This is a genomic window from Enterobacter cloacae complex sp. IR5401, from assembly GCF_049238425.1.
GTDB classification, from domain to species: domain Bacteria; phylum Pseudomonadota; class Gammaproteobacteria; order Enterobacterales; family Enterobacteriaceae; genus Enterobacter; species Enterobacter hormaechei_C.
Genome location: NZ_JBMKHN010000010.1, coordinates 38413 through 51116 on the forward strand (window position 1 = coordinate 38413; position 12704 = coordinate 51116).

At 54.2% G+C, this 12704-nt stretch carries 13 protein-coding genes; 9 read left to right on the forward strand and 4 right to left on the reverse strand.

The features are described 5' to 3' along the window. Positions 1-273: 273 nt before the first annotated feature. A complete protein-coding gene (argR, locus tag ACOTX1_RS15405) occupies positions 274-744 on the reverse strand; it encodes a transcriptional regulator ArgR (protein WP_003860428.1) in 471 nt (156 codons plus the stop codon). Between the two features lie 397 nt (positions 745-1141). On the opposite strand from argR, the gene mdh reads away from it, so the two are divergent. Next, positions 1142-2080, forward strand: coding sequence for a malate dehydrogenase (gene mdh, locus ACOTX1_RS15410; protein WP_003860429.1), 939 nt, complete (start codon positions 1142-1144; stop codon positions 2078-2080). Between the two features lie 51 nt (positions 2081-2131). On the opposite strand, the gene degS is transcribed toward mdh, so the two are convergent. The 3 genes from degS to zapG all read right to left on the reverse strand — a co-directional run bounded on the left by degS (position 2132) and on the right by zapG (position 5228). Next, the gene (gene degS / locus ACOTX1_RS15415) at positions 2132-3199 is read right to left on the reverse strand and encodes an outer membrane-stress sensor serine endopeptidase DegS (RefSeq protein ID WP_003860430.1); all 1068 of its coding nucleotides are present in this window, start codon (positions 3197-3199) and stop codon (positions 2132-2134) included. Between the two features lie 92 nt (positions 3200-3291). After that, entirely contained in the window at positions 3292-4659 is a 1368-nt protein-coding gene (gene degQ / locus ACOTX1_RS15420) for a serine endoprotease DegQ (RefSeq protein WP_003860431.1), read from the reverse strand. A gap of 170 nt (positions 4660-4829) precedes the next feature. Beyond that, on the reverse strand, positions 4830-5228 hold the full coding sequence (gene zapG, locus ACOTX1_RS15425) for a Z-ring associated protein ZapG (protein WP_003860432.1): 399 nt from the start codon (positions 5226-5228) through the stop codon (positions 4830-4832). A gap of 189 nt (positions 5229-5417) precedes the next feature. On the opposite strand from zapG, the gene zapE reads away from it, so the two are divergent. From zapE to ACOTX1_RS15465, 8 genes are all read left to right on the forward strand, one after another. Further along, positions 5418-6542, forward strand: coding sequence for a cell division protein ZapE (gene zapE, locus ACOTX1_RS15430; protein ID WP_263522394.1), 1125 nt, complete (start codon positions 5418-5420; stop codon positions 6540-6542). A gap of 348 nt (positions 6543-6890) precedes the next feature. Further along, entirely contained in the window at positions 6891-7319 is a 429-nt protein-coding gene (gene rplM, locus ACOTX1_RS15435; protein ID WP_003860434.1) for a 50S ribosomal protein L13, read from the forward strand. Between the two features lie 15 nt (positions 7320-7334). Continuing rightward, positions 7335-7727 (forward strand): 30S ribosomal protein S9, encoded by a 393-nt coding sequence (rpsI, locus tag ACOTX1_RS15440; RefSeq protein ID WP_003860436.1) that lies wholly within the window; start codon positions 7335-7337, stop codon positions 7725-7727. 307 nt (positions 7728-8034) lie between these two features. Then, positions 8035-8673: a stringent starvation protein SspA gene (gene sspA / locus ACOTX1_RS15445; RefSeq protein ID WP_003860438.1), complete on the forward strand. Its 639-nt coding sequence runs from the start codon at positions 8035-8037 to the stop codon at positions 8671-8673. 5 nt (positions 8674-8678) lie between these two features. Continuing rightward, the gene (gene sspB, locus ACOTX1_RS15450) at positions 8679-9176 is read left to right on the forward strand and encodes a ClpXP protease specificity-enhancing factor (RefSeq protein WP_026080566.1); all 498 of its coding nucleotides are present in this window, start codon (positions 8679-8681) and stop codon (positions 9174-9176) included. A gap of 102 nt (positions 9177-9278) precedes the next feature. Next, entirely contained in the window at positions 9279-10061 is a 783-nt protein-coding gene (gene nanR, locus ACOTX1_RS15455; RefSeq protein WP_022651924.1) for a transcriptional regulator NanR, read from the forward strand. A 122-nt stretch (positions 10062-10183) separates the two neighbouring features. Beyond that, positions 10184-11077, forward strand: a complete 894-nt coding sequence (gene nanA / locus ACOTX1_RS15460; RefSeq protein ID WP_022651923.1) for an N-acetylneuraminate lyase — start codon at positions 10184-10186, stop codon at positions 11075-11077. Positions 11078-11189: 112 nt separating this feature from the next. Next, the gene (locus ACOTX1_RS15465; RefSeq protein WP_022651922.1) at positions 11190-12680 is read left to right on the forward strand and encodes an MFS transporter; all 1491 of its coding nucleotides are present in this window, start codon (positions 11190-11192) and stop codon (positions 12678-12680) included. The last annotated feature ends 24 nt before the right edge of the window (positions 12681-12704 follow it).

Consider the following 12704-nt stretch of genomic DNA (forward strand, 5'->3'; position numbering starts at 1 on the left):
TTTCCCATGTTATTACGTGTTAAAAAAATCATTTTTTATAACGCGAATGCATAAAAAAGGGCGCCACAATGCAATGTTTATGGTTTTTTCTTGTCTAAATCAAAGGGATAGATCAATTTGATTTTTTGTGCGATTTTGCGGCAGATCATTCACTGAATGAATGTTAACAGGCGGTAAAAAGCACTATTTGCAAAAACAGCAGGCAGAGAAAAGCAGGGTAAAACGCGGAAGCAGCAGAATGATCCCCGCAGTCAGGCGCTACGGGGCAGACAATTACAGCTCCTGTTCGAACAGGACCAGAATCGCTTCGTAGAGGTCTTTCACCGAGAAACCATTTGCCGGGGTGGTAAAAATGGTGTCATCACCGGCGATGGTTCCGAGTATCCCCTCTGCTTTACCCAGCGAGTCCAGCAGGCGGGCAATCAGCTGGGCTGCGCCCGGGCTGGTGTGGATCACGACCACGGCATCGTTATAGTCGATGTCCAGAACCAGGTTTTTCAGCGGGCTGGAGGTCGTTGGCACGCCAAGTTCAGCAGGCAGGCAATAAACCATTTCCATTTTGGCGTTGCGCGTACGCACCGCTCCAAACTTGGTTAACATGCGAGAGACCTTCGACTGGTTGATGTTGTCGAAGCCTTGTTCCTGCAACGCCTGAACAATTTCTCCCTGAGAACTGAATTTCTCTTCTTTGAGTAGCGCTTTAAACGCCTTCACTAATTCTTCTTGCTTAGACGAGCTTCGCATAAGTCACCCGGAATATGACGATAGAAACAACATTATTATGCATGTGGATGAATTTTTATGCAAATTATCTACCTGACGCCAGGCTGAAATAATGTTATGAAAGGGAGAGATTTTATCAGATTTCGTTATCGGAAAACATGCCTGGGTCACGCCGCGCAAATAACCTTAAAAGTAAATTAAATGTTATCAAAATGATGTTGTTTTGGTGGCGTGGCAGGGTGTATTGTAACCCCCTCTTAATTCGTTGTTGCCTACAGCCCGATAGTATTCATGTGAAGGTGAAAGACGTGCGACCTCAAATTCTTTAGCGATGAAAATTGTAATTAATGACGTGCTGAATTATGGTCGCCGCAACGGAGTTACAGATACTTAAGTTAACCATAATAAGGAGTTTAGGATGAAAGTCGCAGTCCTCGGCGCTGCTGGTGGTATCGGCCAGGCGCTTGCCCTACTACTGAAAACCCAACTGCCTTCAGGCTCAGAACTCTCCCTGTACGATATTGCTCCGGTAACCCCAGGTGTGGCGGTTGACCTGAGCCACATCCCGACAGCTGTGAAAATCAAAGGCTTCTCCGGTGAAGATGCGCGTCCTGCGTTGCAGGGTGCCGACGTGGTGCTGATCTCCGCGGGTGTTGCACGTAAACCGGGTATGGATCGTTCAGACCTGTTCAACGTCAACGCGGGCATCGTGAAAAACCTGGTTCAGCAGATCGCTGAAACCTGCCCGAAAGCGTGCATCGGTATCATCACCAACCCGGTGAACACCACCGTTGCCATCGCAGCAGAAGTACTGAAGAAAGCAGGCGTTTACGACAAGAACAAACTGTTCGGCGTAACTACGCTGGATATCATCCGCTCCAACACCTTCGTGGCTGAGCTGAAAGGCAAGCAGCCAACGGAAGTGGAAGTGCCGGTTATCGGCGGTCACTCTGGCGTGACCATCCTGCCTCTGCTGTCGCAGATCCCGGGCGTGAGCTTCACCGAGCAGGAAGTGGCTGACCTGACTAAACGCATTCAGAACGCAGGCACCGAAGTGGTGGAAGCGAAGGCGGGTGGCGGTTCTGCAACCCTGTCTATGGGTCAGGCGGCGGCACGTTTCGGCCTGTCTCTGGTTCGCGCGTTGCAGGGCGAAAAAGGCGTTGTTGAATGCGCCTATGTTGAAGGCGACGGTGAACACGCGCGCTTCTTCTCTCAGCCGCTGCTGCTGGGTAAAAACGGTGTTGAAGAGCGTAAGTCTATCGGCACGCTGAGCGCGTTTGAGCAAAACGCGATGGAAGGCATGCTGGATACGCTGAAGAAAGACATCACGCTGGGCGAAGAGTTCGTTAACAAGTGATCTTGTCCCGGTAAAAAAAACGGAGCGCTAAGCTCCGTTTTTTTATGCCCGTCAGTTAGTGGCCGGGTATTCCTGGATGGTGACCTGGATCGTCAGCTTCTTGTCATTACGCATGACTTCAACAGGGATGATGGAGCCCGGGCGAATCTCAGCCACCTGGTCCATGGTTTCCAGCGCAGAGACCGCTGGCGTACCGTTGACGGAAAGGATAACGTCGTTCACCTGGATACCTGCATTGGCCGCCGGGCCGCCAGGCGCCACTTCGTTGACCACAATCCCCTGGATCTGATCGATACCACCGCCCTGCGTATGCATCGGTGCGATTTCACGCCCACCAATACCGATGTAGCCACGGATCACGCGGCCATCGCGGATCAGCTTGTCCATGATCTTGGTCGCCAGCTGGAATGGAATGGCAAAGCCAATCCCTTCCGGTGTTTCGCCGTCGTTGCTCTTGTCGAAGGAGAGGGTGTTAATGCCCATCAGTTCGCCCAGAGAGTTCACCAGCGCACCGCCGGAGTTACCGTGGTTGATAGAGGCATCGGTTTGCAGGAAGTTCTGCCGCCCTGACGGGTTCAGGCCGATTCGACCGGTCGCGCTGATGATCCCCTGAGTGATGGTTTGGCCCAGGTTGTACGGGTTACCGATCGCCAGTACCACATCGCCGATATGCGGCGTTCGTTTGCGATTAATCGGGATAGTCGGCAGACCGCCGGTGGCGTTGATCTTCAGCACCGCCAGATCGGTCAGGCTGTCCGACCCCACCAGCAGGGCTTCAAACACGCGGCCATCCTGCAAGGCGACGATAATCTGGTCGGCATCGTTAATGACGTGTTTATTGGTGATGATGTAGCCCCGGTCATCCATGATCACACCGGAACCGAGCGTGCGGATCTCCAGCTGGTTATGAGCAGAACTGTTAAGCCCGCGGTTATAGACGTTAACCACGGCGGGGGCGGCACGGCGTACCGCCTGATTGTACGTCGCAGGCGTTTCATCCGTGCTGTCGAACTGAGGAGCCGACAGTTTGTTGAACTGGCGTAAAGATGGCATAGCCACCAGCAGCAGACCGGCAACGATCAAACCAATGACAATTGAACGAAAGAGCTTTAAAAGCATGATGCGTGTGTCGTTAAAAAAGGAACGGTTTGCAGCATAACATGAGTTATCCGGACATCACACGCAGCGGCGATGCCCGGAGTCGCAAATGGTTAACGCAGTAAAATGTAGAGGGTATCGTTGCCACGGATAATTTGCAGGGCAATGACCGCCGGTTTACTCTCCAGCACCTTACGCATTTCGGCAATAGACTGCACGCGAGTACGGTTCACGCCCACGATCACGTCGTCCTGATGCAAACCTGCCTGCGCGGCCGGGCTGCTCTTCTCAACGGTAGTGACAGAAATGCCTTTCGTGCCGTTTTTAAGCTGACCATCGCTCAGCGTAGCGCCCTGTAGAGCCGGGGAGATCTGTTCTGCGCTGGCGGAAGAGGAGGTGCTCTTGTCCAGCGTCACTTCCACGGTCAGCGGTTTGCCCTCGCGGATCAGGCCCAGCTTCACTTTAGCGCCAGGCTCCGTGGTGGCAATACGCGAACGTAATTCAGCGAAGCTGCTCAGCGGTTTATCGTTCAGGCTGACAATAACGTCACCGGATTTCACGCCCGCTTTCGCAGAGCCTGAGTTGGGCAACACTTCGCTGACAAACGCCCCGCGCTGGACGTTGAGCTTAAAAGCTTTGGCGATATCGGCGCTCATCTCCATGCCTTTGATGCCCAGCAGACCGCGCTTAACCTCGCCAAACTGAATCAGCTGTTGAGACAGAGTTTTCGCCATGTTGCTCGGAATGGCAAAACCAATCCCGATGCTGCCGCCGCCTGGCGCGAGGATAGCGGTGTTGATGCCGATCAGCTCACCGTTCAGATTAAGCAGCGCACCGCCGGAGTTGCCCCGGTTGATGGAGGCATCGGTCTGGATGAAATTTTCCAGCCCTTCGAGATTCAGGCCGCTGCGCCCCAGAGCGGAGACAATTCCGGAGGTGGCGGTCTGGCCTAAGCCGAACGGGTTACCGACCGCGACAGCAAAATCACCGACGCGCAGCTTATCGGAATCAGCAATGGCGATCTGGGTCAGGTTGCTGGGGTTTTGTACCTGTAGCAGGGCGATATCACTCTGATCGTCACCGCCGATCAGTTTGGCGTCAAACTCCCGGCCATCGTTCAGCTGAACGCTGATTTTATCGGCCTGGCTGATCACGTGGTTATTGGTCAGGATATAGCCCTTAGCCGCGTCGATAATCACCCCTGAGCCCAGACCTTCAAACGGCTGAGCCTGCTGATCCGGCGCGTCTTCGCCAAAATATTTCTTCAGCTCTTCGGGAATACGCTGGCTTTGGCGTGCCGTCCCTTCCACCTGAACGCTGACTACCGCAGGCAGGACTTTTTCAAGCATCGGCGCAAGGCTGGGAATGGCTTCTTGTCCAGGCACCTGCGAAGGCAGTGCCGCACTGACGGGGAAGGACGCCGAGAGAGATAACCCGACACTTAACGCTAAGGCGCTCAACAGCTGGTTTTTTTTCTTCATCGATGCTGACTCTCGTATCCTGGAATGAAAAAGAACGGCCCCAAAAACATCTTGATGTTATTGAATTTTCAACCGCTGAACAATGAGGTGTTTGACTAAATAATAGCTGGGGACGGGAAGAAAGGACGGGCGCATAAGGTGCGCCCGTAAAATTTATTCAGGTTGTGCGATTAATCGCGTTTTACGCCACCGCGCAGCAGGCCGGACGCGCCGTCTGAATAGTCGCGTGGCATCTGAACCGGTGCCTGATCGTTACCGGCTTCAGAATCAGCCAGACGATTGCGGAAGGGGTTGGTCTCCGCGGTCATTTCCGGCAGCAGGCTGCTGGAGCTTTTCGCCATGTGCTGGTAGAGCTGGCGATAATCTGTCGCCATGTTGTCCAGCAGCTCAGCGCTACGGGCAAAGTGGCTGACCAGCTCTTCGCGATATTCTTCCAGTTCGGCTTTGTTCTTTTCCAGTTCGTATTGCAGTGACTGCTGCTGACGCAATTTGCGGTTACCGAAACGCATGGCCACAGCACCAATGATGATGCCGACGACTAAACCGATTAGCGCATATTCCCAGGTCATGAACTTCTCCCGTTGTCTTGTTGTTCCGTAGGGTGTTGGCTCGGCTCCTGCCTGTGCCTGATTATGCCACTATAACCGCTATTTCCGCAGAAGTGGAATCCTGACGTATCATCGCGTAGTGTAGAACGGCCTTTTTTTCATCAGCCACGCGCGCTGGTGAGGTTTAACTAAAGGAATAACAACAACATCATGCAAAACCTGTCCCCTTCATCGCGTTACCAACTGGCCCTGAGCGAGGGCACACACCAGCCGGATGATGTCCAGCGTGAAGCGGTTAACCGCCTGGACACGATTTATCAGGAAATTCTGGCGAAACCCGCCGATGCGGTGCAGAGCAGTGGGCTGAAGGCGGCATTCGGCCGTTTACTGGGCAAAAAAGAGCCCACGGTAAACGCACCGGTTCGTGGATTATATATGTGGGGTGGCGTTGGGCGGGGTAAGACCTGGCTGATGGACATGTTCTACCAGAGCCTGCCCGGCACGCGTAAGCAGCGTCTGCACTTTCACCGTTTTATGCTGCGGGTCCATGAAGAGCTGACGGCGCTCCAGGGCGAAACCGACCCGCTGGAGATTGTGGCCGATCGCTTCAAGGCGGAAACGGACGTGCTCTGCTTCGACGAGTTCTTTGTTTCCGATATTACGGATGCCATGCTGCTGGGGGGCCTCATGAAAGCGCTGTTTGCGCGTGGGATCACCCTGGTGGCGACCTCAAATATCCCGCCGGATGAGCTTTATCGCAATGGTCTTCAGCGGGCGCGTTTCCTGCCAGCCATAGATGCCATTAAACAGCACTGCGACATCATGAATGTCGATGCCGGCGTCGATTATCGTCTGCGCACATTAACGCAGGCGCACCTGTGGCTTTCACCGCTGAACGCCGACACAGCCAGCGAGATGGATAAACTGTGGCTGGCGCTGGCAGGGGCACCGCGGGATAACGCGCCAGCGCTGGAGATTAATCATCGCCCGTTGTCGACGCTTGGCGTAGAGAACCAGACGCTGGCCGTCTCGTTTGCAACGCTCTGCGTGGACGCCCGCAGCCAGCATGACTACATTGCGCTTTCACGTCTGTTCCATACCGTTATGTTGTGGGATGTGCCCGTTATGACCCCACTCATGGAGAGCGAAGCGCGCCGCTTCATCGCGCTGGTAGAAGAGTTTTACGAGCGCCACGTTAAGCTGGTGGTCAGCGCCGAGGTGCCTTTATATGAGATCTATCAGGGCGAGCGCCTGAAGTTTGAGTTCCAGCGCTGCCTGTCGCGCCTGCAAGAGATGCAGAGCGAAGAGTACCTCAAGCGTGAGCATATGCCGTAAGAAATGCTCCCCTCTCCCCGTGGGAGAGGGGTTGGGGGGAGGGCACCAGACCTTAACAAATGCTCCCCTCTCCCTGTGGGAGAGGGGCTGGGGGTGAGGGCACCAGACCGCACAGTACGCAACCCCGAAAAACCCATTCCAAATCACATTTAAGGGTCGATCTTTGACCTCAACTTCTCTATAATCTTGCGACCCCACGTTACGAGAAGGTTTTTTTCCCGAAACTTTCTATGTGTCGGCATGTGCTATTCGAAGGGGTAGGTTTGCCGGACTTTGTCGTGTGAACCTCAACTGACTAAACGTTTGGGTGTTCACCAACGTGTAACTTATTATTTGGGTAAGCTTTTAATGAAAACTTTTACAGCTAAACCAGAAACCGTACAGCGCGACTGGTATGTTGTTGACGCGACCGGTAAAACTCTGGGCCGTCTGGCTACTGAACTGGCTCGTCGCCTGCGCGGTAAGCATAAAGCGGAATACACTCCGCACGTTGATACCGGTGATTACATCATCGTTCTGAACGCTGACAAAGTTGCTGTTACCGGCAACAAGCGTACTGACAAAATGTACTACCACCACACCGGCCACATCGGTGGTATCAAAGAAGCGACCTTTGAAGAGATGATTGCCCGCCGTCCTGAGCGTGTGATTGAAATCGCGGTTAAAGGCATGCTGCCAAAAGGCCCGCTGGGTCGTGCTATGTTCCGTAAACTGAAAGTTTACGCAGGCAACGAGCACAACCACGCGGCACAGCAACCGCAAGTTCTTGACATCTAATCGGGATTATAGGCAATGGCTGAAAATCAATACTACGGCACTGGTCGCCGCAAAAGTTCCGCAGCTCGCGTTTTCATCAAACCGGGCAGTGGTAAAATCGTAATCAACCAGCGTTCTCTGGAACAATACTTCGGTCGCGAAACTGCCCGCATGGTAGTTCGCCAGCCGCTGGAACTGGTTGATATGGTAGAAAAACTGGATCTGTACATCACCGTTAAAGGTGGTGGTATCTCCGGTCAGGCAGGTGCGATCCGTCACGGTATCACCCGCGCTCTGATGGAGTACGACGAATCCCTGCGTTCTGAACTGCGTAAAGCTGGCTTCGTTACTCGTGACGCGCGTCAGGTTGAACGTAAGAAAGTGGGTCTGCGTAAAGCACGTCGTCGTCCACAGTTCTCCAAACGTTAATCCATTCTGCTTACGCAGAACGATTGGCGAAAAACCCGCTTCGGCGGGTTTTTTTATGGATAATACGCAGGTTATCCACAGTAACATTTCATATATCTTCTCTTTTTCCACATTTCCGGAATCCCCTCACCACAAAGCCATCAAAATCTGGTAAACTATCATCCAATTTTCTGCCCAAATATCGGTGAATACTCGATTTTTGTTCGATTCTTGAACAATGTGTCTTCTCTGGGATGGGCGATACATCATCTGGCTGGCCCCGTTGGGCTGGTAGCAGTAAAAATTCTGAATATACCTGGAGGTTTTCATGGCTGTCGCTGCCAACAAACGTTCGGTAATGACGCTGTTTTCTGGTCCTACTGACATTTATAGCCATCAGGTTCGTATCGTGCTGGCCGAGAAGGGTGTCAGTTTTGAGATCGAGCATGTGGAAAAGGATAACCCGCCTCAGGATCTGATCGATCTCAACCCGAGCCAAAGCGTACCGACGCTGGTGGATCGCGAGCTGACCCTGTGGGAATCCCGTATCATTATGGAATACCTGGATGAGCGTTTCCCGCATCCGCCGCTGATGCCTGTTTATCCTGTTGCGCGTGGTGAAAGCCGCCTGTACATGCAGCGTATCGAGAAAGACTGGTACTCGCTGATGAACGTTATTGTCAACGGTTCCTCTTCTGAAGCGGATGCTGCACGTAAACAGCTGCGTGAAGAGCTGCTGGCGATTGCGCCGGTATTTGGTCAAAAGCCTTTCTTCCTGAGCGACGAGTTCAGCCTGGTAGATTGCTACCTGGCTCCGCTGCTGTGGCGTCTGCCAACCCTGGGCGTAGAGTTCAGCGGTCCTGGCGCGAAAGAGCTGAAAGGCTACATGACTCGCGTCTTTGAACGCGACTCTTTCCTGGCATCCTTAACTGAACCGGAACGTGAAATGCGTCTCGGCCGAGGCTAATGACTGTGGAAATGTCACAACTTTCACCACGCCGTCCGTATCTGCTGCGCGCCTTCTATGAATGGCTGCTGGATAACCAGCTCACGCCGCACCTGGTTGTGGATGTGACGTTGCCGGGCGTGCTGGTTCCAATGGAATACGCGCGCGACGGACAGATTGTACTGAATATTGCGCCACGCGCAGTGGGTAACCTGGAGCTGGCGAACGACGAAGTGCGCTTTAATGCGCGCTTCGGCGGCGTGCCGCGTCAGGTTTCCGTGCCGCTGGCAGCTGTGCTGGCTATCTACGCCCGTGAAAACGGTGCGGGCACCATGTTTGAGCCGGAAGCGGCTTATGATGAAGAGGTTGCCAGCCTGAATGATGATGAGGCATCCGATGAACGCGAAAGCGACACGGTAATGTCTGTCATCGATGGCGATAAACCCGATCATAATGACGACACCGATCCGGATGACGAGCCACCACCACGCGGTGGTCGTCCCGCACTGCGCGTTGTGAAATAAACAAACAGGCCCGACGGGCCTGTTTTGCTTTCCGTCCCTTTTCGCCCCCTCTAATTTCCTGTGTTATGATGAACTGTTTTCCTTCAATGGCACCGGACTGCAATGAAACCGACTGATCTTAAAGCTGAAAACTCTGATGAAACCATTGGCCGCAGCCTGCGCCGTCGGCCGCTGGCGCGCAAAAAACTGTCTGATATGGTGGAAGAAGAGCTGGAGCAGATGATCCGTCGGAAGGAATTTGCCCAGGGAGAGCAGTTACCCTCCGAGCGCGAACTGATGGAGTTCTTCAACGTGGGTCGCCCCTCGGTGCGCGAAGCGCTGGCGGCGCTAAAGCGTAAAGGGCTGGTGCAGATTAACAACGGTGAACGTGCCCGCGTAACCATGCCGTCTGCCGATACCATCATCAGTGAATTGTCGGGAATGGCGAAAGACTTTCTGACCCAGCCCAGCGGTATTGCCCATTTCGAGCAGCTTCGCCTGTTCTTTGAATCCAGCCTTGTTCGTTATGCCGCAGAATATGCCACTGACGATCAGATTGCGCAGCTCACAAAAGCCCTGGAGATCAACAGCCAGTCCCTGGATGACAACACGCTATTTATTCGTTCCGATGTCGATTTTCACCGCGTGCTGGCGGAGATCCCCGGCAATCCGATCTTCAATGCGATCCACGTTGCGCTGCTTGACTGGTTAATTGCGGCGCGTCCTAAAGTGCCGGACGCAGAGCTTTATCAGCATAATGAAGTCAGCTATCGCCAGCATATCGCAATTGTGGATGCGATCCGCCGCCGCGATCCCGATGAAGCGGATCGGGCGTTGCAAACTCACCTTAACAGCGTCTCCGCCACCTGGCACGCTTTCGGCCAGCATTCAAAAGCCAAAAAATAACGATCCTTTAGTGAAGCAGATCGCAATATAAGCGTTCTGTATTCCACTGCTGCTTAATTGATCTGGTATAACAGGTATAAAGGTATGTCGTTATAAAAAACACACTATCGATTGAGGTAACTATGGCAACGCAATTACGCGGCGTAATGGCCGCACTCCTGACCCCGTTTAACTCTGAGCAGATGCTGGATAAAGAAAGCCTGCGCCGTCTGGTGCAGTTCAATATTGAACAAGGTATCGATGGGCTGTACGTCGGCGGTTCAACGGGAGAGGCCTTTGTACAGAGCCTTTCGGAACGAGAGCAGGTGATGGAGATTGTGGCGGAAGAGGCGAAAGGGAAAATCACGCTCATCGCCCATGTTGGCTGCGTCAGCACGGCGGAAAGCCAGCAGTTAGCCATGGCCGCCGCCCGCGTCGGTTTTGACGCTGTATCCGCCGTCACACCGTTTTACTATCCCTTTAGCTTTGAAGAACATTGTGACCACTACCGTGCAATTATTGACTCCGCTGACGGTTTACCGATGGTGGTTTACAACATCCCGGCGCTGAGCGGCGTTAAGTTAACGCTGGATCAGATCAACACGCTGGTGACGCTGCCTGGCGTCGGCGCGCTGAAGCAAACCTCCGGCGATCTCTTCCAGATGGAGCAGATCCGTCGCGCGCACCCGGATCTGGTGCTCTACAACGGTTATGACGAGATCTTCGCCTCCGGCCTGCTGGCCGGCGCGGACGGGGGGATCGGCAGCACCTACAACATTATGGGCTGGCGTTACCAGGCGATCGCTAAAGCGGTTCGTGAAGGGGATAACGCCACCGCACAGCGCCTGCAAAGCGAATGCAACAAGGTGATCGATCTGCTTATTAAAGCCGGGGTGTTCCGTGGTCTGAAAACGGTTCTGCACTATATGGACGTGGTATCCGTGCCGCTGTGCCGTAAGCCGTTTGCCCCTGTGGATGAAAAATTCGTGCCTGAGCTGAAAGCGCTGGCGGAGCAGCTAATGGCGGAAAAACGCTAACGCATAGCCGGGGGCGCTTCGCCTTATCCGGCCTACAAAAACATGCTACGTAGGCCGGATAAGGCGCAGCCGCCATCCGGCAAAACGACAGAGAAATCGTCGGGAGAGTGAAATGAGTAAGTCTACCCAAAGCATCCCGTGGTACCGCCATCTTACCCGTCCTCAGTGGCGCGCCTTCTCCGCCGCCTGGCTGGGATATCTGCTTGATGGCTTCGATTTTGTATTGATAGCCTTAGTCCTGACAGAAATAAAAAGCGAGTTTGCCCTGACAACAGTGGAAGCGGCGAGCCTGATTTCGGCGGCCTTTATATCGCGCTGGTTCGGCGGCCTGCTGCTGGGCGCCATGGGCGACCGCTATGGCCGCAAGCTGGCGATGATCACCAGCATCGTGCTCTTTTCCTGCGGTACGCTGGCCTGCGGTTTTGCGCCGGGTTACGTCACCCTGTTTATCGCCCGCATGGTGATAGGCATGGGGATGGCGGGGGAATATGGCTCCAGCGCAACCTATGTGATTGAAAGCTGGCCAAAGCACCTGCGCAACAAGGCGAGTGGTTTTCTGATTTCCGGTTTCTCCGTCGGCGCCGTGGTTGCGGCCCAGGTCTACAGCCTTGTCGTGCCCGTCTGGGGCTGGCGGGCGCTGTTCTTTATCGGCATTCTGCCCATCGTCTTTGCCCTGTGGCTGCGGAAAAATATTCCGGAAGCTGAGGACTGGAAAGCGAAGCACGAAGGCAAAGCCCCGGTGCGCACCATGGTTGATATTCTGTATCGCGGCAAATACCGCGTCATCAATATGGCGATGACGCTGTTTGCCGGTACGGCGCTGTGGTTCTGTTTTGCAGGCGAACTCAACAACGCGGGGCTGGTCGTTATTCTCGGCCTGCTGTGCGCCATCGTCTTTATCAGCTTTATGGTGCAAAGCAGCGGCAAACGCTGGCCGACGGGCGTCACGTTGATGGTTGTCGTGCTCTTCGCCTTTCTCTACTCCTGGCCGATTCAGGCGCTATTACCCACTTATCTGAAAACCGACCTGGCCTATGATCCGTCAACGGTGGCGAAGGTGCTGTTCTTTAGCGGCTTCGGCGCGGCGGTAGGCTGCTGCGTGGGTGGTTTTCTCGGTGACTGGCTTGGCACCCGCAAGGCCTATGTCTGTAGCCTGTTGGCCTCACAGCTCCTGATTGTTCCCGTCTTTGCGATTGGCGGCGCCAATGTCTGGGTGTTGGGCTTGTTACTCTTTTTCCAGCAGATGCTGGGGCAGGGGATCTCCGGGATCTTACCCAAACTCATCGGCGGCTATTTCGATACCGACCAGCGTGCGGCGGGTCTGGGTTTTACCTACAACGTTGGCGCGTTGGGCGGCGCGATTGCCCCGGTGATTGGCGCGCTGCTGTCGCAGGATATGGCGCTGGGCACGGCCCTGGGGTCGCTCTCCTTTGGCCTGACGTTTGTGGTGATCTTGCTTATTGGTCTGGATATGCCCTCCCGCGTTCAGCGCTGGATCAGGCCAGAAGCCCTGCGTACGCATGATGCTATTGACGGTAAACCGCTGAGTGGCGCACTCCCTTTTGGTGCCAGTAAAAGCGGTCTGATCAAACACAAAGGATAAGCTGATGTCATTGCTAAACCAGAA